The organism is Carnobacterium alterfunditum DSM 5972, assembly GCF_000744115.1.
Lineage (GTDB): Bacteria > Bacillota > Bacilli > Lactobacillales > Carnobacteriaceae > Carnobacterium_B > Carnobacterium_B alterfunditum.
Window position 1 is genome coordinate 719,474 of record NZ_JQLG01000004.1, and the last position, 24,568, is coordinate 744,041.

Annotated in this window: 24 protein-coding genes, 1 pseudogene and 1 riboswitch; of the genes and pseudogenes, 2 read left to right on the forward strand and 23 right to left on the reverse strand. The window is 35.8% G+C overall.

All coding sequences use genetic code 11. The annotated features are described in order from the left end of the window. Positions 1 to 80 precede the first annotated feature (80 nt). From BR50_RS03850 to BR50_RS03880, 7 genes are all read right to left on the reverse strand, one after another. Positions 81 to 1,439: a PTS sugar transporter subunit IIC gene (locus BR50_RS03850; RefSeq protein ID WP_034546440.1), complete on the reverse strand. Its 1,359-nt coding sequence runs from the start codon at positions 1,437 to 1,439 to the stop codon at positions 81 to 83. 40 nt (positions 1,440 to 1,479) lie between these two features. After that, entirely contained in the window at positions 1,480 to 2,886 is a 1,407-nt protein-coding gene (locus tag BR50_RS03855) for a glycoside hydrolase family 1 protein (RefSeq protein ID WP_034546442.1), read from the reverse strand. Positions 2,887 to 3,280: 394 nt separating this feature from the next. Continuing rightward, positions 3,281 to 4,456 (reverse strand): cation:proton antiporter, encoded by a 1,176-nt coding sequence (locus BR50_RS03860; RefSeq protein WP_034546444.1) that lies wholly within the window; start codon positions 4,454 to 4,456, stop codon positions 3,281 to 3,283. 86 nt (positions 4,457 to 4,542) lie between these two features. Beyond that, positions 4,543 to 4,618: riboswitch (Fluoride riboswitch) on the reverse strand. Positions 4,619 to 4,780: 162 nt separating this feature from the next. Continuing rightward, positions 4,781 to 5,557, reverse strand: coding sequence for a phosphate ABC transporter ATP-binding protein PstB (gene pstB / locus BR50_RS03865; RefSeq protein ID WP_051905731.1), 777 nt, complete (start codon positions 5,555 to 5,557; stop codon positions 4,781 to 4,783). A gap of 14 nt (positions 5,558 to 5,571) precedes the next feature. Next, positions 5,572 to 6,456 (reverse strand): phosphate ABC transporter permease PstA, encoded by an 885-nt coding sequence (gene pstA / locus BR50_RS03870; RefSeq protein ID WP_034546448.1) that lies wholly within the window; start codon positions 6,454 to 6,456, stop codon positions 5,572 to 5,574. Next, positions 6,456 to 7,385, reverse strand: a complete 930-nt coding sequence (gene pstC / locus BR50_RS03875; protein WP_034546450.1) for a phosphate ABC transporter permease subunit PstC — start codon at positions 7,383 to 7,385, stop codon at positions 6,456 to 6,458. The genes pstA and pstC overlap by 1 nt, the downstream gene beginning before the upstream one ends. A 320-nt stretch (positions 7,386 to 7,705) precedes the next feature. After that, positions 7,706 to 8,671: a PstS family phosphate ABC transporter substrate-binding protein gene (locus tag BR50_RS03880; RefSeq protein ID WP_034546452.1), complete on the reverse strand. Its 966-nt coding sequence runs from the start codon at positions 8,669 to 8,671 to the stop codon at positions 7,706 to 7,708. A gap of 1,859 nt (positions 8,672 to 10,530) precedes the next feature. Between BR50_RS03880 and BR50_RS03890 the strand changes: the two genes are divergently transcribed. Further along, positions 10,531 to 10,812 (forward strand): hypothetical protein, encoded by a 282-nt coding sequence (locus BR50_RS03890; RefSeq protein ID WP_034546456.1) that lies wholly within the window; start codon positions 10,531 to 10,533, stop codon positions 10,810 to 10,812. Between the two features lie 185 nt (positions 10,813 to 10,997). Here BR50_RS03890 and BR50_RS03895 read toward each other — a convergent pair whose 3' ends face one another. Next, on the reverse strand, positions 10,998 to 12,431 hold the full coding sequence (locus BR50_RS03895) for a SulP family inorganic anion transporter (RefSeq protein ID WP_034546458.1): 1,434 nt from the start codon (positions 12,429 to 12,431) through the stop codon (positions 10,998 to 11,000). Positions 12,432 to 12,988: 557 nt separating this feature from the next. Between BR50_RS03895 and BR50_RS03900 the strand changes: the two genes are divergently transcribed. Continuing rightward, positions 12,989 to 13,279: a helix-turn-helix domain-containing protein gene (locus BR50_RS03900; protein ID WP_034546460.1), complete on the forward strand. Its 291-nt coding sequence runs from the start codon at positions 12,989 to 12,991 to the stop codon at positions 13,277 to 13,279. A 105-nt stretch (positions 13,280 to 13,384) separates the two neighbouring features. On the opposite strand, the gene BR50_RS03905 is transcribed toward BR50_RS03900, so the two are convergent. The 15 genes and pseudogenes from BR50_RS03905 to BR50_RS03970 all read right to left on the reverse strand — a co-directional run bounded on the left by BR50_RS03905 (position 13,385) and on the right by BR50_RS03970 (position 24,412). Further along, positions 13,385 to 15,046: an FAD-dependent oxidoreductase gene (locus tag BR50_RS03905; RefSeq protein WP_034546462.1), complete on the reverse strand. Its 1,662-nt coding sequence runs from the start codon at positions 15,044 to 15,046 to the stop codon at positions 13,385 to 13,387. A gap of 42 nt (positions 15,047 to 15,088) precedes the next feature. Then, positions 15,089 to 16,168: an ACR3 family arsenite efflux transporter gene (arsB, locus tag BR50_RS03910; RefSeq protein ID WP_034546464.1), complete on the reverse strand. Its 1,080-nt coding sequence runs from the start codon at positions 16,166 to 16,168 to the stop codon at positions 15,089 to 15,091. A gap of 23 nt (positions 16,169 to 16,191) precedes the next feature. Continuing rightward, the gene (locus BR50_RS03915; protein ID WP_034546466.1) at positions 16,192 to 16,536 is read right to left on the reverse strand and encodes an ArsR/SmtB family transcription factor; all 345 of its coding nucleotides are present in this window, start codon (positions 16,534 to 16,536) and stop codon (positions 16,192 to 16,194) included. Between the two features lie 214 nt (positions 16,537 to 16,750). Beyond that, positions 16,751 to 16,984 carry a thioredoxin family protein gene (locus tag BR50_RS03920; protein WP_034546468.1) on the reverse strand — a complete coding sequence of 78 codons (234 nt, stop codon included), beginning with the start codon at positions 16,982 to 16,984 and terminating at the stop codon, positions 16,751 to 16,753. 34 nt (positions 16,985 to 17,018) lie between these two features. Further along, positions 17,019 to 17,918 (reverse strand): annotated as a pseudogene (locus BR50_RS03925) (permease). Continuing rightward, entirely contained in the window at positions 17,884 to 18,024 is a 141-nt protein-coding gene (locus BR50_RS13100) for a hypothetical protein (protein WP_425429665.1), read from the reverse strand. Before BR50_RS13100 ends, BR50_RS03925 begins: the two are co-directional and overlap by 35 nt. A gap of 22 nt (positions 18,025 to 18,046) precedes the next feature. After that, entirely contained in the window at positions 18,047 to 18,334 is a 288-nt protein-coding gene (locus tag BR50_RS03930; protein WP_034546470.1) for an ArsR/SmtB family transcription factor, read from the reverse strand. Between the two features lie 244 nt (positions 18,335 to 18,578). Next, positions 18,579 to 19,181 carry a cob(I)yrinic acid a,c-diamide adenosyltransferase gene (locus tag BR50_RS03935; protein WP_034546472.1) on the reverse strand — a complete coding sequence of 201 codons (603 nt, stop codon included), beginning with the start codon at positions 19,179 to 19,181 and terminating at the stop codon, positions 18,579 to 18,581. A gap of 149 nt (positions 19,182 to 19,330) precedes the next feature. Further along, positions 19,331 to 19,747, reverse strand: coding sequence for a pyridoxamine 5'-phosphate oxidase family protein (locus BR50_RS03940; protein ID WP_034546474.1), 417 nt, complete (start codon positions 19,745 to 19,747; stop codon positions 19,331 to 19,333). 137 nt (positions 19,748 to 19,884) lie between these two features. Then, positions 19,885 to 20,388, reverse strand: a complete 504-nt coding sequence (lepB, locus tag BR50_RS03945) for a signal peptidase I (RefSeq protein ID WP_034546476.1) — start codon at positions 20,386 to 20,388, stop codon at positions 19,885 to 19,887. A gap of 75 nt (positions 20,389 to 20,463) precedes the next feature. After that, entirely contained in the window at positions 20,464 to 21,189 is a 726-nt protein-coding gene (locus BR50_RS12960) for a DUF6448 family protein (RefSeq protein WP_245792746.1), read from the reverse strand. Then, a complete protein-coding gene (locus BR50_RS03955) occupies positions 21,182 to 21,718 on the reverse strand; it encodes a Dps family protein (protein ID WP_034546478.1) in 537 nt (178 codons plus the stop codon). The genes BR50_RS12960 and BR50_RS03955 overlap by 8 nt, the downstream gene beginning before the upstream one ends. A 135-nt stretch (positions 21,719 to 21,853) precedes the next feature. Next, entirely contained in the window at positions 21,854 to 23,761 is a 1,908-nt protein-coding gene (locus BR50_RS03960) for a heavy metal translocating P-type ATPase (RefSeq protein ID WP_034546480.1), read from the reverse strand. Between the two features lie 20 nt (positions 23,762 to 23,781). Continuing rightward, positions 23,782 to 24,003, reverse strand: coding sequence for a heavy-metal-associated domain-containing protein (locus BR50_RS03965; RefSeq protein ID WP_034546482.1), 222 nt, complete (start codon positions 24,001 to 24,003; stop codon positions 23,782 to 23,784). A gap of 187 nt (positions 24,004 to 24,190) precedes the next feature. Then, positions 24,191 to 24,412 carry a heavy-metal-associated domain-containing protein gene (locus BR50_RS03970; RefSeq protein ID WP_034546484.1) on the reverse strand — a complete coding sequence of 74 codons (222 nt, stop codon included), beginning with the start codon at positions 24,410 to 24,412 and terminating at the stop codon, positions 24,191 to 24,193. Positions 24,413 to 24,568: the final 156 nt, after the last annotated feature.

A 24,568-nucleotide genomic window follows, 5' to 3' on the forward strand; every position in this document is an offset into this window, starting at 1 on the left:
TCAATAAATGTTAGCTGTTGTACCTCATTATTATAGCGAAAAGAAAAGGATTAAGCCAATACTGACTTAATCCTTTTTTTTTATAAAGTATTTTCTTTTGCTACATTTAAATCAATTTTTTCGTTTTCAAGTTCTGCTGCTATTTCAAGTTCTTCCAACATGAACTGTTTGTCTTGTTTGATTAGGAATGGGTAATAAATCCCAGTAGATGCAAAGATAATTGTCAATTGAACGGTCAATCCTTGCCAACCACTTAACAGGAAGCCTGATATCAATGGTGGTGTTGTCCAAGGAACTTGGACTGCAGTAAAGGGTTGGATAAAGCCAGTGATTATAGCTCCATAAGTAATTAAAACAGCTGTTATAGGAACTAGAATAAATGGTATCAACATGATTGGGTTGAATACAATTGGCAAACCATAAATAACAGGTTCATTAATATTGAAAAGACTAGGGACAATAGAAAGTTTAGAAATTTCCTTTAATCGTTGTGATTTAGCAAATAATAACGCTGCTATCAACAATCCAATCGTAATTCCTTGTCCTCCAAATTTAGCAAATACATCAATTAATTGAACAGTCATGATTTTTGTATTTTCTCCAATGATAAGTTCTTGCCCTGAATCAAGAATCTGTTGGTTATCTAATGCGTTAGCGGTTAAGATAGGTCCCATAATTCCCATAACAATATTTGGTCCATGAATACCAGCCCAGAAAAGAATAGACATTAAGAATGTAATGAAAAGTCCACCAGGTAGCGTATCAGAAACATTTTGAATAGGTGTTTGAAGCAGTTTAAAAATAAGCGCCGTTAAAGATGCTCCGGTAAATCTGCTTGTCAATGTATAAACTACCATTGAACCAAACATAATAACAAATCCTGGAATCATCGCAGAAAATGCATTTGCTACACCAGCAGGTACAGTCTCAGGCATTTTTATTCTGATATCGCGGTTAATAAAGAATGCAAATGTCTTAGCTACTATAATAGCTACTATGATAGCAGTAATGATACCATTTCCGCCTGTCCAACCTTTAGGAATAACTCCAGTTATCATTTCGCCACTTTCAGTAGTCACAAATGAATCGGTCAGTATCAAGAAGGATACAAGTGATAAAATAGCTGTACTAATAGGATCAATTTTTTCATTTTTAGCATACGTGTAAGAAATTCCTAATACAGCAACGATTGCTAAGATATCAAATGTTGAACCTGCTACTTGATTTAAGGGTGCAGACCAATCACTTCCGAATAAACTCGACATCCAAGTATCCCATTGAGGGATTGGAAAATTAGCAACTAAAAGAAAGAGAGAACCTACAAGGGTAATGGGCATGGTCAATAAGAATCCATCTTTGATGGCCATCATTGCTTTTGTATTAACTAATCTTAAAAATGGATCAAGCATTTTATTAAAAAGATCATTGAATTTATTCATTTTTTTTCCTCCAAATTTTTCATTTCTATTTTAGCAATCTTTATAAGTTCTCTCCACGTGTAGCAATCACCTCTTGATACCAATAAAATGAATCTTTTTTCTTACGGTTTAAATGATCTTTGTGATCCACATAAATAAAGCCATATTGCTTTTTGTATCCATTTAACCAACTCAATAAGTCAATAACTGACCAAGCAAAGTAACCTTTGATATTAAGGCCTTCTGAAATACCTTTTTTCACAAATTTCAGATGCTTTTCAATGTAGTCGATACGAGCAGCATCCTTGATTTCTCCTTCAACAATTGGATCTTCATCCCCTAGGCCATTCTCAGTGATATAAATTGGAATATTACCATATTCATTTTTCAATAAATGCATTCCATCTAATAAAGCTTCTGGTGAGATCTCCCAACCCCATTTAGTATATGAATGATCCGGTACTTTAACCGTTTGGTAAACACCGTCGTAAGAAACAGCCCCAGCTCCGCCAGTACTAGATTCTCTAGTTATTTCTCTTGACGTGTTTGAATCGTTTGCGATCACACGCATTGGTTGATAATAGTTGATTCCAATAAAGTCATTCAGTGGAGCTGCTTTCAATAAGATCTCTTGGTCTTCTTGAGACAATTCGAAAGCGTAGCCTTTTTCTTTCAATTGATTCAATACGTATTCTGGATAAGTTCCTTTTAGAATTGGGTCATAGTATAAGAATGTATCAAACATGTTTGCATGCTCTGCTGCTTTTTTACTCGATTCTTTATCATCTGCAGGAAAAGCTGGACTAAAAACATGTGTGATTCCAATATCGCCTTGATAACCTGAATCCTTAAAATTCAAAACAACCTTAGCATGAGTTAAGAAAACATTGTGTAAAACTTGATAGTAGTTTTTAAAATCATTTAAAATTCCTGGTGGGTGTGCTCCAAAAATGTAGCCATGACGAGAAAAGATAACGGTCTCATTAAATGTAATCCAATGTTTGACGCGATCGCCAAAAGCTTTAAAACATGTATCAGCATATTGTTGAAAGGCTTTTAATGTTCTTTCGTTTGTCCAACCACCATTTATTTCTAGTTCTTGAGGTAAATCCCAATGGTAAAGTGTAACGAAAGGAATAATATTGTATTTTAAACATTCATTGATGACATTATTGTAAAAATCTAACCCTTTTTGATTTAATTCTCCATCACCGTTAGGATAAATCCTTGTCCAAGAAATTGAGAATCGGTAAGATTCCAGTCCCATTTCAGCCATTAAAGCAATATCTTCTTTATAACGATGGTAGTGATCTACCGCAACATCTCCATTTGTTTCCTGATAAGTTTTTCCATCTATTTTTGAAAATACGTCCCAGTTTGAAACTCCTTTACCGTCTTCGTTCCATGCACCTTCAACTTGGTAAGAAGCTGACGCGGCTCCAAATAAGAAATCTTTTGAAAATTTCATTTTGCTCCCCCTTTTGATACCTATTAAAAAAATTCATACTAATGAATCCATAAGTTAATTATAATCTTTTTCCTTGATAAGTAAACCCTTTCTTTTGCTTTTTTTTAAAATAATTATTTTAATCCCCTTTAGATAAAAAAACTCCCTTTAAAGTCACAATTTCTACTTTAAAGGGAGCATAAAAGAATCAGAAAGCTTGATGATTCTTTAGCTATATTAAATTATCTATTCTTTTTAGTCTTGACCCGCTTCTAAATAGCGGTAAAATTTTATCTTTATCAGTTCAAAAAAATCCAATAAGATCTACTAGTTATTTGCGTAAATCAAAGTATTTGCTGTTCATCACACTATAAATACTTATCGCTTGATAATAAATAGCAAGAGATCTATGATCTTATTTTTCTAAGAGTTTTTTATAAGAAAGATCTATAAACGTTGCACCTAGTGGAGCAGTCAAAATGATAGCAAGAACGGCGACAGTTAGAATAAGACTACCTGCTGGAACTCCCATTGCAAGCGGAAGAGAACCGATCGCGGCTTGTACTGTCGCTTTTGGTGTGTAGGCTCCAGCTGTAAATAATTTTTCTTTAAATGTTAGATTTGTACCAGATACACTTAAAAAGACTGCTATCATACGGAAAACCAAAGAAATCAAGATCAATAGAACAACAGCCAAACCTGCTTCACTAAGTGCCGTTATATCCGTTACTGATCCTACCAAAACAAATAAAAATACTTCTGCACCTAACCAAACTTTTGAGAATTTAGTGTTTATCCGTTTAGCTAAAATTGGATATAGCTTCAATATAATACCACCTAAAGCCATAACACCTAATAGACCTGAGATAGGAAAAAAGCCTTTTAAGTTTTCTTCTAGAGAAACCATTAGGAAACAGATACTTAGAATCAATAACACTTTTACGGTATCACGAATATGAAAATACTTGAATAGTTTAACCATGATATATCCTACTAGAACTCCTAGCAGAAGACCAAAGAAAATTGCCAAGGGTACAGAGAGCAACGAAAAGAAGTCAAATCCATTGCCTTGAAACATTCCTAAAAATGACGTGAATAATACAATGACGAAAACATCATCTACAGAAGCTCCTGCTAAAATCATCTGTGGGATCCCTTTAGCTTTCCCATAGCCACTTTCAATAAGTCCAATCATTCGCGGAACCACAATTGCGGGAGAAACAGCCCCTAAAACAGCCCCTAGAATAGCGGCTTCTAAAGTGCTGATCCCAAAGAATATTGGAGCTAATAGTGTTACAATTATTATTTCAAATGTAGCCGGTAAAAAAGTCATTAGAATAGCGGGACGACCATTCTTTTTTAAATCACTAATATTCATAGTCAAACCTGCCCTAAACAATATAACGATCAATGCAATTTGACGTATATCAGTTGATATAGACAATATCTTAGGATCTAGAAGATCTAAATAATAGGGACCTAAAATAATTCCGGTTAGAATGAGACCTAATAAACCTGGTAAACGTAACCGAATAAAAATTGAACTTAATATAAAACCAACAATTAATATCAAAGCAATACTCAAAAGCATTATTTATCCAACCTCCATTTTTAATAAAAACTAACTATCATATGTAATTCTTATCCACCTAAAAAAAACTGATGACAGACTGCGGCCTATGCGCAGAAGTCATCAGCTTTAGTAAGCGGTTTAAGCAGTGTGCTTAGGGAGACATTCATTCCCAAAAGATATTACAGTAATACTATATATTTTTTTGCTGTATAAGTCAAAAAAAAAACGGATAAAAAACAATCCAAAAACGAGATACTCGTTTTTGGATTGTAGTTTAGTACATTGTTCACGATTCCTTTTTTTGGAAATAGTGAACGTTTGATCTCTATGCGTTTTTTTAGACTACCCAAATTTCCCTGATACATAATCATTTGTTCGCTTATCCTTAGGGTTCGAAAATATTCTTTCCGTCTCATCAAATTCAATCAATTCTCCGTTTAAGAAAAAGGCTGTTTTATCTGATACCCGGGCAGCTTGTTGCATATTATGTGTGACGATTATAATACTGTAATCTTTTTTCAGGTCATGCACTAAGTCCTCTATTTTTGCTGTAGATAAAGGATCTAGAGAAGCTGTTGGTTCATCCATTAATATTACTTCTGGTTCAACTGCTAATGCACGTGCAATACAAAGTCGCTGTTGTTGTCCTCCGGAAAGACTGAAAGCATTTGCTTGTAATCGATCTTTTACTTCGTCCCACAAAGCGGCCCCTTTCAGACTATTCTCTACCACTTGATCTAGGATTTTTTTGTCTTTTATGCCATGAATGCTTGGACCATAGGCAATATTATCATAGATAGATTTAGGGAAAGGATTCGGTTTTTGAAACACCATGCCAACTTCTGTACGCAAGACTTCAACTTGTGTATGAGCGTCATCAAAGATGTTATTATCTTTATAGTATATCCCTCCCTCCATCCTAACAGAAGGTGCCAATTCTACCATGCGATTTAACGTTTTAATAAAGGTTGATTTTCCGGAACCAGAAGGTCCGATGATTGCTGTTACTTTTTTTTCAGGTATCTCCAAAGAAATATCTGTAAGCACTTGCTTATCTCCATACCATAAATTGAAGTCCTTCACAGAAAAAACCGGTCGAATACTATTTATATCACTCATTTTAATCCTCCATTTTAATTGCGTTTAGAAAATTTGTTACGTATGCCTATCGCTATTGAATTCATTGCGATCAATATAATTAATAAGACAACACTTCCTGCGGCGGCAACTGCTTGAAATTCAGCTTGAGGTCTGCTCGCCCAACTAAATATTTGGATAGGTAACACTGTGAAGCTTGAAAATATAGATTCTGGGACATAGGCAATAAAAGTCATGGCACCAATCATTAGCAAAGGAGCCGTTTCACCTATAGCGCGAGATAATGATAAAATGGCACCCGTTAAAATCCCCGGAGTCGCTGCGGGGAGCACAACCGTCCGGATTATTTGCCATTTTGTCGCTCCCATAGCATATCCAGCTTCATATTGATCTTGAGGAATTGAACGGATCGCTTCTTTTGATGAGACTACAATAACAGGTAAAATCATTAATGCCATAGTCAGTCCCCCAGCTAAAACACTTCTTCCCATCCCTAAATATCGAACAAAAAGGGTCAGGCCTAACAATCCAAACACAATAGAAGGCACACCAGCTAGATTAGAGATGTTTAATTCTATAAATTGAGTGAATTTATTATTCGGAGCGTATTCTTCTAAATAGATAGCTGTTCCTATCCCCAAAATCAATGCCACAGGGATAGTGACCGACATTACCCATAATGTTCCCAATAAGGCAGCCTTGATCCCAGAATTTTCTGGATTTCGGGAAGCAAAATTAGTTAAAAGATCCAAATTCAAATAACCAGCACCTTGCGTGACGATTCGAATGATTAGAACGGCTAATACTGCTAACCCAAAAAATGTAGCTATGAAAAAGACTATTCGAGCTGCTTTATTTTTGCTAATTCTTTTTTTTATTTGTTTCTCATCAGGATTTACATATTTTTTTTGTGTTCTCATTAGTAGACCTCCCTATATCGACGAGATACATAATCAGCAAGAATGTTCATTCCGAAAGTAAAGATGAATAGAGTCATTCCCACCGCATAGATACTATAATAAATAGTAGAGCCGTAAGTTGCATCTCCCATACTTACTTGCACAATATAAGATGTCATCGTTTGAATAGACTCGGTAGGATTAAAGCTCATATTTGGAGTTGAACCTGCAGCTGTAGCAACGATCATTGTTTCACCAATCGCGCGTGACATAGCAAGAACTAATGAAGATATTATACCACTGAATGCAGCTGGTACAACTACTTTAATGGCTACTTCAAGCTTTGTTGCTCCTAAAGCGAATGCGCCATCTCTCATAGCTTGAGGGACAGCACTCATAGCATCTTGAGACAAAGAAGTGATTTGAGGGATGATCATTATCCCCACCACTATACCCGGACTCAACGCATTAAAAATAGGCAGACCACCTATGAAAGACTGCAACAAAGGCGTGACAAACGTTAAGGCGAACAAACCGTAAACGATCGTCGGAATGCCTGCTAACACTTCCAAGATAGGTTGGATGATTTTCTTGCTTTTTTCGCTAGCATACTCACTCAGGTAGATAGCAGCAGACAATCCTATAGGAATAGCAACTGCCATTGCAATAAAAGCAATTAGAAAAGTTCCTGAAATCAGTGGCCAAATTCCAAAACTAGGGTCATTCTTAAAAAATGGGTACCACTCTGTCCCTGTTATAAATTCAATAAAAGAGACATCCCCAAAGAATAATATCGTTTCTGTCAACAATGTAACGATAATTCCAATCGTTACCAGAATAGAAAGCGAAGCGATCAACAAAAAAAGCGTAGGCATTATTTTTTCTATTCGACTATATAAAGAACGGCTTTCTTTCTTTTTTTTAATCATCTCTTTCATAGATGGTTGCATGGTGAAACTCTCCCAACTTTATAGTTTCCAATTTATAAAACTAAATCACATAAATTGAAATCACTTTCTTTTTTTAATTTATACTTATCTTTTAGCTTAATTAATGAAAATGAGATCCTAAAATAGAAAATACGGCTACAAATACGATTCGCAACTTATTTATCTTGCTCATTAGGCAAAAATTTGGACTGTTTAAAAACAAATAAAACAGTAAAACGTCTGAAGGAAACTTCAACAGACATTTTACAGTTCTGATCCTATCGATTATATTACCAATACATCCTATTTTATATCTTTGTATTTTTTGTAAAAGGTAATCCTTATTTCAATTCTTCAAGTTTGCTCAAGCCTTCTTGATATATTGAATCTTCTAAAGCAACATAACCTACTTCAGTAGCCATTTCACCTGACATCTCTAGCGTATACTTAGCGAATTCATATGCAGCATTGTTGGTTTTCATTGATTCATTTTTAACATAAATGAACAGTGGTCTAGACAACGGCTCATATGTTCCGTCTTGTACCGTTTCACTTGATGGAGTGATTGCTTCACCTTCACCATTCACAATTGGAACAACTTTAACATTGTCTTTGTTCTCTGCATAATAAGCATAACCAAAGTATGAAATTGCATTTTCAGAACCCATCACACCTTGAACTAAAACGTTATCGTCTTCAGATAGTGCTGCTTCGCGATTGATCTGTTCTCCATCTAAAACAACTTCATCAAAGTAATCATATGTTCCAGAATCTGTCCCCGGACTGAATAATTCAATTTCCTCTTCAGGCCAGCCTGGACGTACGTCAGCCCATGTTTCTACATCACTTGTATCTAACCAAATGGTTGATAATTCTTCAATAGTCAAGGAATCTACCCAGTCATTGTCAGGATGAACCACTACGGATAATCCGTCTAAGGCTAAATTGAATTCGGTGTATTCAATCCCTGCTTCTTCAAGCATAGCAGCTTCTTCTTCTTTCATAGGACGAGAAGCATTAGTGATATCTGTTTCTCCAGCAATGAATTTCTCCATGCCTCCACCAGTTCCCGAAACTCCAATGGTAACTTGCGCGTCTGGATTTTCAATTGAAAATTCTTCTGCAACTCCTTCCATAATAGGGAATACTGTTGAAGAACCATCTACTTGCACAGAACCAGATATACCTTGTGTTGTATCTCCGTTTTCTGATCCACTTTCATTATCAGTCGTTTCATTTCCACATGCTGCTAAAGTCAATACTGTTCCAAGTGTTACGAATAATTTACTTGCTTTTGCTAAGTTCATTAATTCATCCCCTTTTTCTTATTGTGTCTCTCTCTTCTACCTATTGCTTATTCTACAGACCAATTATTTAGATGGTATTGTTTTAATGTAAAGATTGTGTAAAGGCTCGTAAATTTTAAGGCGGACGGGAGTTATTAGTAGCTCGTAAGCGTAACTGAGAGGATAATTAACAGCACTTTGATGGTAGAGGTCGCTTTTTGAATCAATTACTACGTCTCAGGAAATTATCAGGACAGTAGCTATATATGCTTTCTTCCAAAGAAATCGCTTTCTTGAATTATACAATATACGTTGAACAAAAGAAATCTTTTGAACTAATAATCCAGAAAAAAATATAGCTAGTAAAACAATAAGTGCTGAAAAAAGCTTGATTCTAAAAATAACTACTTTATCCACTAGAATCAAATAAAAAAAGAAGATAGCTAGTAAGATTCTACTAGTATCTTCTATTAGTTATAAGGAAAGTCTCAATTGTTTAAGATTGAAAGACTTCTAAGCGTAGGTGGTCAAAATACCCCAGACGAATTTCACAACTTATCAGCTACTACTTGGCTAGAAAAACTAAACAAGTACCTAGGATATGTGTTATAAAAACACTATTCTTTATCATTAATGAGTGGAAATAGGAACTAAAAAATACTCAAACTGCTTTGTCCAAGACAAAGTTAGTTTAATTTTTTTCATCAGAATGTTCCTATGTTTATACTGACCCTCATTATTAATTTTCAGAATATTCCCTACAACTATAACTAACTACAATTGTAGCATACATAGTAGTTTAATTCTTAATTAAGTCATTACTAGCACTAAAATAAAATAACGAGTATAATTAATCTAAGAACTAACTAGTGGGAACTCTCTTGCTTTTACTAAATAAAATAGTCGAAAATCATAGAAGAACTATACTGTTCTTATCGTTAATATGTAATCGCAATCAATGATTTGATTTTTAAGGCGCACCAGATTCTCTATCAAATGCTTCTACAATAAAGACATTATTGTTCAAATAATTGGTAAGAACACTTTAGTATATAAAGGCAAAATTGTATTTATCTTTGTATGCGTATCTGATGGTACAGCGGGCGAACCTAAAAAAACAAATCATTAAACATATAGTAAAGTGATGAAAGTACCCACTTTAATTTTGAATCTCTACCCAAAAACTAGATACTCGAAAAAAAAAAAGTATTTTAGTTTTTGGATTATTTTTTATAAAATCCTTACTTATGTAGTAGATAATCTGTATTAGAAAAACATATGAGTAAATAGTTGGACTATGAAAGAAGGAAGCCTGTATGAGATATTCATTTCTTCCAAAAACATCAAAAGGGAAATGGTCAGTCAGTCTTTTCATTATATTTTTTATATTATCACTCGTAGGAACTTTTATTTCTTCATATCTAGGAAATACGATTGAATACCCCAATCCGATCAATAGTCCATTTTTGGGAACTGTCATTTATCTTAGGTTTTTGGCAGCTATAATGTCTTCCTTAATGGGACTAATAGCCATAAAAAAAGACCATGAACGCTCGATTTCAGTTTATCTATCCGTACCTCTTGGAATTTTATTTTTTGCAGTTATTGTAATATTCCTGATTGCTAATCTTATTGGACCACCAAATTGAAACTAAGTCTTTTTAGAACTACAATTGCAGAAATCATAGTCTCGACTACTACCAAAAAAAAGTAGGAACCTACTCAAAAAAAAAACAAAATTGCCAACATACTATTTAGTTCAGCTATGGTACACAATAATTTAAAAGAGTAGACTTCTGCAACTATGAAATAATTAGGAAGTATACAGTAACATACCTGATGCAGTTTTTGCTTTATATAAGAAAGGAAGGAATATAATCATGAAGCTAAAGTTTTGGTCTAAAACAACGACCGGAAAATGGGCAAGCATCTTAACTTTGCTTTTCGCTGGGTTAATGTTCATAAAAATTACATCACTTGGAATCTCAGTCAGACTGCCCTTTCCTTCTCCTTTTATAGCTACCTTTGGAGTAATCGGCTTCATTATAGGGCTGATTGCCATTATAAAAGATAAAGATCGGTCGATAATGGTAATCTTGACAATTCCGATTGGGTTATTGATTATTTTCTGGATAATGGCAGAACTTGCTTATCCACATTAGTTAATGAATAAAATCTATGCAATTAAAAAATAAAGAGATAGAAGTAGTCTAGACTTCTATCTCTTTATTTTTTAATTGCTTTTATCTTATACCTATCCTTTAATGTTCACTAACTCAATTCGCATAATTCAATATATACTGATTTAATTAAAAAAAAATGAACCTGAGGGAATTTGCTCGTAGCTTTATTTCATATTATGTGTTGAGTTCTTATTAAATAACTCTTTGCTTTGTTCATTAGCATTGATAAAGGTTAAACCAGATTTTTTATTTTTACTGATCAATTTATCAATAGCTTCAACAGCCGTTGAATCCCATAAAGTCATAGCACTAACGTCGATAATTAATTCACCTTCATGTTCAAAGTCATGTACAAAAAAATCTAAAAACTTTTCAGCTGATGCGAAGTAAAGATGTCCGTGTGCCTTGTAATGATATTTATCACTATCTGTTCCTTTTTCTACTTGGAAATGGGTCATTTTAAAGGCTGCAAAAACAGCACTTGTTAGGGTACCAGCAACGACACCATAAGCTAAATTATGCGTAACTAAAACAATTCCAATTGTTAAAATCATAACAAAACTTTCATCTTTAGGCATGACATTTAATCGTTTAACAGATTTCCAGTCAATCGTTTCATAAGCTACGACTACCATTACCGCTGCTAGAGCAACGATTGGAATTTGCACTACTACTTGATTGAATAATACTACAGACATTAGCATAAAGAAGCCCGACAAGAATGTTGCTAAACGACCAATTCCGCCATAATTAAGATTAATGATCGTTTGGCCGATCATACCGCAACCAGCGATTCCACCGAAGAAACCAGCTACCATATTTCCAAGTCCTTGACTCATAGACTCCTGATTTTTATCACTTGGCTCGTCTGACAGCTCATCCACCAATTGTGCTGTCAATAATGATTCTACTAACCCAACTATTGCTACAGAGAGTGATGTGGGTAAAATAATTTTCAGTGTTTCTAGATTCATAGGCACACTTGGAATACCAAATTTAGGTAAGTCACTTGAAATAGTCCCTAAATCACCTAAAAGTTGTGCATTTAAATCTAACCCTAAAACGAGAGCTGTAACGACTATGATTGAAATAATAGGTGCAGGAATTATTTTTGTTAGCTTGGGGGCTAAAAATATAATAGCAACTCCAATAATCCCAAGTACAAGCAAGATTGAATTCCCTTTAAAATGATCTAATTGCGACAAGAACATCATAATACCTAAACCATTCACGAACCCAAGCATTACAGGCTTTGGTATGTAGCGCATTAATTTGCCTACCTTAAATAAACCCAATATAACTTGTATGATTCCAGCTAAAATAGTTGCAGCAAAAAGATATTCTACCCCATACTCAGCTACTAGATAAGCTAGTACTAAAGCGATCGATCCTGCAGCTCCTGAAATCAACCCTGGTCGACTTCCAAAAAATGCAGATATAGCTGTAATGAAAAATGTTGCATAGACCCCTACAATTGGTGCCACACCAGCAACTAGCATGAAGCCGATGACTTCAGGAAATAATGCTAAGCAAACAACAATTCCTGCTAGGATATCTCCCTTTACATTACCAAACCATTCATTTTTATACTTTTCCATAAATACCTTCCTTCTCAAACCTTTAAAAAACGATTCACAATAGATAATAATAACACATGAGTGAATAAAACGGAACAAAAATACACTAATAAGGAAATATTTTAAATCTATTTCGTTAATAGGAAAATAGCCGCTATGTAGATAAAGGCTAAATAATTTTTATGAAGCTTATTGTACTATGTTGCGATAAACCGTCACTACTTTTAAAATGGACATAATTTACCATGAGAAGTGCAACAAAGAATGCCGACTCAAATTAATTAGGCCATCATTTGAGTAAGTGTAACTAGCCTTTGTTCATTCAACTCAAAGTTACTTTTCATTTGAGTAAGCCTAACTAGCCTTTGTTCGTTCAACTCAAAGTTATTTTTCATTTGAGTAAGCCTAACTAGCCTTTGTTCGTTCAACTCAAAGTTATTTTCCATTTGAGTAACCGCAACTTGCCTTTGTTCGATACACATCCTAACGACAAATTAACCTTTATGATCTATTTATGTATGGAATATGTTAATATGATTAAGTGAAAATAAACTTTGCATCTCATTTAGGAGGACACAATGGAAACTGGGAATAGAATTCAAGACCTACGCAAATTAAACAACATGACAGCTAAGGAGTTAGCAGAAAAAATCAATGTTTCTCCTCCTTTTATTTCAGCAATTGAAAATAATGCAACCAAATTATCCCTAAAAACACTCACATCTATTTGTGACGTTTTAGGTGTGACACTTTCTGAATTCTTCAATTCAGAGACAAGTCCGGTGGAGAAAAAACTTATTTCGCAAATCAAACAATTACCTGAAGAGAAACAGCATGAATTATCAGCTTTTTTAACAGGCCTAGTCTAAAAAAATAAATGGCAGATTTATATAGTACAATAAAAAGAGCAGTAGATCTATTGTTGATAGATCTACTGCTCTTTTTGTTTTTAAAATACATAATTTCATGTATCTTTATTTTTGATTTAACATTTTGAGATAACTTTGATAGTTTTTGTTCCCACCAGATAAATTATACACTTTTTCAAATCCATAATTGATCAATACGTTTTGAGCAGCATTTCCTGTGACCCCTTTATTGCAATAAGTGATCGTCACGAGGGTTCTATCCAACTCTTCATTTCTTTCTCTCAATTCTGCAAGCGGAATATGAATGGCTCCTTTTACATGAGCCTTTTCAAAGTCTTTTTTAGAACGTGTATCAACGATTTGCATTGATTCTCCACTATTTTGAAGACTGACTAACTCAGCTGGTGTTACCAACGGGTTACGTTTCAATGCATTATCTAATGCCATCCCAGTATATAAAATAGGATCTTTCGTTGTTGAGAACGGCGGAGCGTAAGCCAAATCTAAATGGAACAGATCTTCAGCTGTTGCTTTAAAGGTGATAGCTGTCGCGATAACGTCGATTCGTTTGTCTACCCCGCCTTGACCGATCGCTTGTGCTCCCAAAATACGACCAGTTTTTTTATCGGCCAATGCTTTGATGATCAATTCTTTACCACCTAGATATTCAGCGTGGTCTGGTTTGATATTATGCAAAATTTCAACATCATAGCCTTCTTTTTTAGCTTCTTTTTCCGTTAATCCTGTTTGCCCAACATGAAGGTCAAAAATTCTAAAGATCCCTGTTCCTAATACTCCACGGTGTTCTAAAGCTCCACCAGTCATGACATCACCCGCGATCCGACCCATTTTATTAGCAGTCGAACCTAATGGACGGTAAATTGGTTTCCCAGTGATCACTGAAAAACTTTCTGCAACATCTCCAACCGCATAAATATCTGGGAGATTCGTTTGCATTTTTTTATTTACCGCGATCGCTCTTGAATCCCCAAGCTCTACGCCAATTTCCTTAGCTAGTTCCGTATTTGGGCGGACACCGGCAGATAGGATCACGATATCCGGTTCGATCGTAATGCCATTGGTCGTGATAACTCTCTCGACTGAAGTTTGCCCTTCAATCGTTTTTACAGTGTCGCTCAAGATTAGTTTAACGCCTTTTTCGCGCATATGTTCTTCTATTCGGAAAGTCATATCTGCATCCATTGGCGGCATGACTTGATCCTCTAATTGGACGACTGTTACTTCCAAACCTTTGTGCATCAATTGTTCCGTCATCTCTAAGCCAATAAATCCAGCACCAATGATCAACGCTTTTTTAGGTTGTTTCGTTGAGAAAGCTCCAATATCTCGCGCATCTTGGATATTGCGGACTTGGAACACATTGTCATACTTTCTTTTGTTGAATGGAGGCGGCGTGAACGGAGAAGCACCTGTTGCAAATACTAATACATCATAGTGATCTACTTTCGTTTCGCCAGAAACAAGATTTGTAACTTCTAATTGTTTGGTTGCATGATCAATTTTAGTTACTTTGTGCTCAGTGAATACAGAAACATTGTATCTCTTTTTAAACCATGCTGCATTTCGAGGTGTCAACGCACTTAATTCTTCAACTTCTCCACCAATTTGATACGGAATGCCGCAGACCGAATAAGAAATATCTTTTCCTTGATCATACACCACGATTTCAGCTTCTTCTGTGTTTCTTCTAGCTTTAGCTGCTACAGATGTACCTGAAGCAACGGATCCAATTACGATGATTTTCATGTCTTCCCTCTTTTCTTTTATATCCCTATGTTTATTTTGAGCTTAATATTCGTATCCTTTAAACCAGTGCTTAGTTCTATTTGCGATCCTGACTAATAACAGCATGATAGGAACCTCTACTAAAACACCTACAACGGTTGCTAAAGTTGCTCCTGAGTTTAATCCAAATAGTGAAATTGAAACGGCTACAGCAAGCTCAAAAAAATTGCTCGTTCCAACCATAGCTGCTGGTGCTGCAATTGAAAATGGTAATTTGCACGCCTTGGCGCCACCATACCCAAGGAAAAAAATCACAATATTTTGAATGATCAATGGAATGGCAATCAATAAAATATGGAAAGGATTGCTTAGAATACGCTCACCTTGGAAAGAGAAAATGATGATCAGAGTTAACAATAATCCTATTCGCGTCGTTCCATCAAATTTATTCACAAAATCTTTTTCAAAATAGTTTGATCCTTTTTGTTTAACTACGTATTTTCTAACGATAATCCCTAAAGCCAATGGGATCACAATAAATACAAAAATTGAAAGTAAAAGTGTATTTATGGGGACAGAAACATTTCCAATTCCCAATAAAAGCGCAACAATTGGAGCATATAGGAAGAGAACGATGATATCGTTTATTGATACTTGTAATAAGGTGTAGGCTGGATCTCCTTTTGTCAATTCACTCCATACAAATACCATAGCGGTACAAGGAGCGGCGCCTAAAAGGATAGCTCCAGCTATGTACTCACGAGCTAAGTCTGGGCTTAAAAATGGTTTGAATACAACCAAAAAGAAAAAGGCAGAGATCGCATACATTGTAAACGGTTTGATCAACCAATTAATAGTTGTCGTCAAAATTAGCCCTTTTGGTTTTTTTGTTGCATTGACAATACTACCAAAATCGATTTTTAACATCATTGGAAAAATCATTAACCAAATCAATATCGCTGTTGGAATCGATACATTATAATACTCAAATTGACTTAAAAATTTTGGAACTGCAGGGGTGAGTTGCCCTAGCAATACACCTATGATCATAGAAAGAGCGACCCATAGGCTTAAGTAACGTTCCCACAGTCCAATTCCACTGTTTTTTTGTGACACTTTCTCTTGCGATTCTTTTTCTTTCATGACTTTCCTCCATCAACCTTTTTTTAACCTGAAATAACAGAAGACAAACTAGCTGTCTCATCCTTATCTCCTTCTACTTTGCAGACACATTCATCTGAATGCATCAATAATTGAACGGTCTCTTGAATGTATTGATCTGCTACTTTTTTATTGATTGAATAATGTTGCCATGTTCCACTTTTCACAGACGTTACCAAGCCTGCTTCCGCTAAAACTTTGATATGGTGGGACAAAGTTGGTTGTGTGAAATCGAAATGTTCTAAAATATCACAGGCGCACATCTCTCCACACGACAACATATCTAGTATTTTTACACGTTTGGGTTCCGACAAAGCTTTGGCAATCTTCGCATAGTCTTCATAACTCATTATTATCTTCCTTTCTACTTCTAAAGTGAGATTTTTGATTCTTTTGGCTATAACTGATTTAAAACCTATAAATAAATAAATAAATAAATAGATAGATAGATAGATACCTATGTATGTACTATAAAACTTTATTTATGTATAGTCAATTGTAAATAACAGGAATCAAAAAAGTGCTGTACAAGAAATTTCCTGTACAACACTTTTAAAAATCTAATTATTTTTTCAATATCTCGATAATTTCTTCCGGTTTAGCTACTTTTCCGTAAGAAACGACTTTCTCGTCGATGACAAGTGCGGGTGTCCTCATAACGCCATACGCTACGATTTCTTGCAGATCGGTCACCTTTGTGATAGTTGCTTCCATGCCTAAAGTCTTCAATGCTTCTTCTGTATTTCCAGCCAATTTCACACAATTTTTACAACCTGAACCTAAAATTTTGATTTCCATAATAAAATTCCTCCTAGTTAATAGTTATAGTTTTTCACATAAAGAATGGTGTAAAGAAGTTAAATAAGTAGCCGATCAGGATAATTCCTAAAACGACGACCATGAAGAAAACAGCCAGTAGTTTCGGCTTTACAACCTGCTTTAGCATGATAAGCGACGGCAAGGACAAAGCTGTCACACTCATCATGAAGGCTAGGACTGTCCCTAAGCCGACACCTTTTGCAGCTAACGCTTCCGCAATCGGCAAAGTTCCGAAGATGTCCGCGTACATTGGTACACCAACAAAGGCCGCTACTAATACGGAGTACTATTTATCTTGACCCAGGATGGCGGTAATAATTGATTCCGGTATCCAGTTATGGATAGCCGCACCAATTCCAACACCAATCAAAATGTAGGGCCATACTTTCTTGACGACATCTTTTACTTGTTCCACACTAAAAGAAATTCGGTCTTTTCTGGTTAATTCCGCTTCGGAAACATCGCCATTGCGAGTACCATAAACAAAAGATGCGACTTGATCCTCCAGATGCGCTTTTCCGATAATAGTTCCACCGGCTACTGCTAGAATCAAACCAACGATCATATAGGCAAAGGCAATCCGCCAATTAAAGATGCTTCCTAGCAAGATGGCGGATGCCAAATCGACTAATGGGGAAGAGATCAAGAAGGAAAACGTTACTGCTAACGGCAATCTAGAACCGGTGAATCCGATGAATAAAGGAATCGAAGAGCAGGAACAAAAAGGCGTCACCGTACCAAGTAAAGCAGCCAATATATTAGCTGTCACGCCACTGAAGTTACCTGAAATCTTTTTCGTCCGTTCTGGTGGGAAGTAACTTTGAATATAAGAAATCATAAAAATCAATAACAATAACAGAATAAAGATTTTTACGGTATCAAAAAGAAAAAAATTGCAAACTAGCCCCGACACGGTCAGTGATATCTAATCCAAAAATATTTTCGACTAATTTACCCATCAGATCGTTTAACCATACCATTTTGAATAGCTGATCATTCAGCCAAGTAAATACATTCATTGTTTTCATCTCCTATATTTTTTTATACAGGCATCCCGCTAGACATATGCTTAAAGAAAGTCTTCAAGGCATTCAAGGATTCGTGGTCGATGGTATATTTCACCATGCTGCCATCTTTTCTGCTGACGACCAAACCGCTATCGCATAAAGTTTTCATGTGATAAGAAAGCGTCGGCTGCGTTATCGAAAATTCTCTCAACAAATCGCAGGCGCATAATTCACCATCCCCTAACAAATCAATGATTTTTAATCTTGTTTCATCCGATAAAACTTTTAAAGCTTTTGCATATACTTTATAATCTTGTTCCATCAAAAACACTCCTTCCATCATTGTCGTCACAATGATCTTTATTCATTTAAAAATAGCAATAACATTCATGAATATCAATATCGAATTTCATCTATATTTATTAGTATATTCTGATATAGATAAATATCAATATCTTTTTTATTTTACGCTACTGACAAAATCAAGATAAAAAAAAGAGGATTCTACTGCTTATACGCGGTAGAATCCTCTTTCAGCTCAAACTATACTTATACTAAAACAACTGTCAGTCTTCTTTTTTTATTATTTTATCAGCGGTTTTGAAACTTTCATGAAAGACCGTTCCTCCACGTTCATAAAGTGGTTCTTTGATGCCTTCATTATGGTTTACGACCCGACCTAATGCAAAAAAGTAATCAGACAAACGGTTCACAAAGATTTGTACTTGCCTATTTGTTTTTTCTTCTTCGTTAATAAAAGTTACTATTCTTCGTTCTGCTCTTCTAGTAACCGCTCTAGCTAATTGCATAAGCGAAGCCACAGGAGAACCCCCTGGAATGATAAATTTATCAACTTCTACGGGGATAGGTGTATAGTAGTCGATACGTTGTTCCAAGAATTTGATTTCTTCTTCCGTGATCTTATATGGTATTTTTTCATCAGGCACTGCTAAATCGGTGCCGCAATCGAATAAGAAATGTTGGATCATAAGAAGTTCATCTTTCAACTCAAGATTTTCCCCATCAACTTGGCTGACAATAAGACCTATTAAGGAATTCAATTCATCGATCGTGCCATAAGCTTCTACTCGAGTAGCGTCTTTACGCACCGTTCTGCCGGTTATAATATTCGTATTGCCTTGATCGCCTCTTTTTGTATAATACTGCATGCTGATTCCCCCAGTTCTTTCATCATTTGATTATACCTACTTAAGATAGATTGTGCCGGTTTATTTTTAAAGAGTCCACAAATTAAAAATAGTTATCTAAAAGCTTCTTAACCATAACTGAATCCTATAAGCCCAATTTGGAACGCTTATTAGAACTTAACTGTTAAAGCTGGACTGGTCGGATTTATTGTAACAGATACAGATTGGAAATGGATGGCAAAAAAGACTGTCCCTTCATTTTTTTCACTAAAATTTGGTTCACGTTTTGTAAATGCCAGTTTTATTTCCTCCGATAATGGTTCCATGCATCGTTCAATAACAGCGTTTTGCACACGAATGTACTCGTATTTAGACTTGATAATAGTTGCAAAAGCTACGACCGGATTTGCAGTAAATTCAACGACTTTTTGTTTATCATTCTTTGTGCGAATATACAAAATTCCTGGCACAGCGGGATTTTCATAATAATTAACGACTCGCACATTGGCTTCCCCCTCAACAGATGTAGCCAATGCTAAATAATTATTTTCATTTAATATTCCATTATACGTTTCAATTAGATTCATGATTTTCCTTCTTTCTAAAAGGTTGATTTTTTTATTTATGGATAATGGAACTTTAGCTATTCTAATATTTTCTTATTTTGTGCTTGATGAGGATTCTGAACACCACTTATCGAGCGCATCAATCAAATTTCGCCATTCTACAACTCTCCTGACCGCTCCCATGGAGTAAGAATCCATTGGGCTTTTCCTAAGAGATTTTCTGCTGGAATGTAAGGATCATCCCACTTTCGGCTATCCGATGAGTGGATCCGATAATCTCCTAAAAAGAAATAGTGGGATTCAGGTACAGTGTACGACCCGTATTCTGTGTCGTTGAACGCAACATATTCTTCATTTAGCATCGACCCGTTCACCTCTACTTCCCCATTCTCAAAAGTCTCGATCTTATCACCTGGAAGACCAATCACTCTTTTGACGAGCGTTTCATCTAACTCCTCTGAATCAAATACAAGAATATCCCCTCTTTCGATCTTCTCTGGTTGGTGAATGCGGGTCGTGAAGATCCGGTCCCCAACATCAATCTTTGGGTACATAGAAAGGCTAGGAACAGATATGATAAAAAAAAGAAATCCTCTGATGAATAGATACATTATTACAGTAAGTACAATAAAAATACTAGACTGTTTCAAGTTTTTTTTCATGATTTTCTCCTACTCCTACTAAAATAAATACCCCTCTCGATCAATTTCTTCGAGAGGAGTATTCATTTTACTTAGCTACGCTTTTTTTCTAGTGAATCCAATAATAGTGGTGATGAAGAATAGACCTGCTAGTCCCCAAGAAAACCAATTTGTTGTTGATTTTTCAACTTCAATTTCATCCACTTCAACAGCTTCTTCTTGTTCTGCTTCTTCATGACCTTCTTCAACATGTCCTCCCTCTAGTTCCTCACCTTCTGCCAAGTGAGTAAAGGTCACATAGTTCATGACATATTCCCTGCCTGCATCTAAATCAGCTGTATCAAAATCTTTTGTTGCTAATACATCACTCAAGCTCTCTTCTAATTCCGGTATTTCTTCGGATTCTACCAAGTCTTTCAATGGATCTAAGTTCCCTATTTTAATACTCTCATCCGCTGCTACTATTTCTTCGGCCATCGGGAATCCTTCTGGTTTCACCCCCGTATAAGGTGCTCCTTCTCCAGCACGATGGACGCGAACAAGATTTTCGAATAAGTATTGATCAGCTAGCTCTTGTGCTTCCGGACTGTCATCCCTTACTTCCATTGTTTGGTTGAAAATGTCTGTTAAATTAGCTTCCTCTTCAGGAGAAACCCATTTAGCAATATAGTTGATATTATTTTCTTTAATAGCCGTTTGTGCATCACCAATAACAGGACCATCCATGGTGTCACAATGTGCACTGGCTGTAACGGGTGAGAGAAACAAAACTCCCACCGCTGACAAAGTTGCTGCGCTAGTCATCAAAAATGTTTTATTCATCGTCTTCTTCTCCTTCAAGAGCTGATTTACCTAGAAAAGCTTGCAACATCCAAATTGTTTTGTCCAGATAGTTCTTGTATCCAACCATAGTATCTTCTAACACATAATCTTTCTCTTTCTGTGCCAAAAGAACTGTTCTTTTTGTCAAATCTCTCGTAATTCGGTAATCATCTACCAATTTTTCGACCATTTCTTCACCTGACAAGTATTTATCTTTAGGTGATTCAGCGACCAAACTATACTTCGCATACTCTTCAGTAGTTGACGCTGGTTTAGCACCTGAGGCAATTAAGCGTTCTGCAATTTCATCATAATACTTGCTATTTTCATCATATAGTTCTTCAAATTTTGCATGTAGGGTAAAGAAATGTGAACCTTTAACATACCAATGGTATTGATGTAATTTCACATGTAAGAAAGCTTGATTAGAAATGATATGATTCGTCATAGCTGCTGCCGTTGGATTGTGGTGATCGTGCTCTTTTTCTTCTTGAGCAATCTCCACTTGATGCAATTCTTCAGTTGTCAGTTCTTTGTGTGTGTTCTTCAGTAATTATTAATTCCTCCTAATAGTTTTTTTCAAGATGTAATTACTTTTTCTAGCTGATCATCTCCTTAAATATTGTGATAAAAACTTCGCTACACACTCCATTTTTTCTTTTGATCAAGCTTTTAAAGGTACTGCAGCTGGTTCTTTAACAGGTTGCATATTTTTACGGTTGAAGCGAATCAAACGCATAGCATTTAGAATAACGATCAATACGCTGGCTTCATGAATGAACATACCCGAAGCTAAATGAACGCTTCCCATTAAAACTCCTGTTAATAAGATGGCTACAACACCGACCGCAATGAAGATATTTTGTTTCATATTTTTAGTTGTTGCTTTAGCTAATGAGTAGGCATGAGAGAACTGCATTAATTTATCTGCCATTAAGACAACATCTGCTGTTTCCATTGAGATATCTGTTCCGCCTTCACCCATTGCTAGACCAATATCAGCCGTTGCGATTGCTGGGGCATCATTGATTCCATCACCTGCCATGGCAACAATATGACCAGACTCTTTCAATTTTTTCACATATTCTACTTTGTCTTCTGGCAATAATTCAGCATGGAACTCATCTAATCCCAGTTCAGTTGCTACAGCTTCCGCTGTATGCTTATTGTCACCAGTCAACATGACAATTTTTTTGATGCCGTTTTCTCTCATTTGCGTTAAGGCTCTTTTAGCATCGTCACGAATCTGATCAGCAATAGAGATGATGCCATCAATTTTCCCGTCAACAGCGATGAAGATAGCAGAGTTGCCGGCTTTTTCACGATTCACTGCATAGTGTTCAGTAGCAGATGATAATGAGATGTTCTCATTTTTCATTAGTTTCCGATTTCCAGCAACAATTTTACGATTGTTCACAACAGCCTTGATTCCGTTTCCTTTGATTGCTTCTCCATCAGATAGTTCCATTGAAGCAAGATCCATGTCGCGGTCCTGCGCTGCTTTCACGATCGTCTGTCCCAAATGATGTTCAGAAATCGTTTCTGCTTTAGCTACTAGGCCTAATAAAGTATCTTTATCGGCCTTGTTAAATACGTGGATATCGGTTACTTCCGGTTTCCCTTTTGTTAAAGTTCCTGTTTTATCGAAGACCAATGTATCCACTTCAGAAAATTTATCCATGATCTCTCCGCCTTTGATCAGAACACCGTTCTTAGCGCCATTTCCGATACCTGCAACATTTGAGACCGGAGCTCCGATAACTAAAGCACCTGGGCATGCGATCACTAAGAAAGTGATTGCCAAATGCAGATCTTTAGTAAAGAGATACACAATGATCGCTAAGACGACTACAGCTGGTGTGTAAATATTAGCAAATTTATCCAAGAATTTTTCTGCTTTAGATTTTGATTCTTGTGCTTCTTCAACAAGTTCAATAATTTTAGCGAATGTCGTATCGTCACCGACTCTTTCGGCAATCATTTCAATGTAGCCATTGTCTAAGATCGTTCCACTAAATACTTTATCGTTGATAGCCTTTGAAGCTGGAACAGATTCACCAGTGATGGCTGCTTCATTAATGGAAGCTTTACCGGTCATGATTTTACCGTCAACAGGGATTTTTCCACCCGGATGAATAACCACGCGGTCGCCTTCTACAACGTCCTCAACTGGAATAATTTCTGTTTTTCCATCAGCTCGCAAAACGGTAGCCTCTTGGGGTGCCATATCAACCAATTCTCTTAGCGATGAACGTGTTTTTTCTAATGTCCTCATTTCTAGATAGTCTCCAAATAAGAATAAGAATGTTACAATAGATGATTCTGTGTATTCTCCGATATATAAAGCACCAAGAACGGCGATACTAACTAACAGATCAATGCTGAAAGCCTTCATCCGTAAAGCTTGAATGGCTTTAATAAAAATAGGAATACTGGCAAGGATAGTTGCGCTAATTAAGGCAATATCTTTTAATTCTCCGTTTCCTACGAAACCAAAGATGAATCCGCTGATGATTAAAATACTTGCTAAAGCAGTGATATGATTTTTATGGTGATTGATATGTGCAATCATTTTTCTTCCTCCTTAATTTTTTATGCAGTTGCTTTTGAATGGACAGGATATCCTGCCTGTAGAATGGCTGCTTCAATTTGTTGGATCGTTACTTTTTTGTTGTCGAATGTCGTACGTATCTTCCCAAGTTGAGGAAAGACTTTCACAGACTCGATTCCGTTTAATTCGTTGACCTGATTTTCTATTTTTTTAGCACATCCAGTGCAGTCAAGTGGGTCGATTTGAAATAGGACTTTAGTCATGAACCTTTCTCCTTCCTTTCCTCGTCTCTTTCTATCTTTATATTATCGCTCAAGAAGCTGTTAAAAATTGATCAGGATCAAGAATGACTAAACTATTCTATTTCTGGTGAATAGACTAACGATTCCACCTCTTAAAAGACGGAATCCACTTTTAAATTACTTTTTAATTGTCTTAAGGTTTCTTTCCTTACGCTAGTTTAGATGATAATACTGGATAACCTAGTTTTTGAATCGTTTCTTGAATTTTTTCAGCTTTGATTTTAGATTCATCAAATTCTGTTTTCACCTTGCTAGAGTTGAACATCACCTTAGCAGACTCGATACCTTCAGTTTTATTTAAGGTAGTTTCAATTTTCTTGATACATGAGGGACAAGTTAACGGTTCTAATTGATACACAGCTTTACTCATAATTGTTTTCCTCCTGTCTTTTGTTATCTTTAGTATATGCAGTCCTGCTAATTAATAAATTGACCCTAATCAATTTTCTATAAAAATGGACATAAAAAAAGAAGCAGCTAAATTGTTTAGCTGCTTCTTTCGATAATTTAGTTTAATGGATCCAAC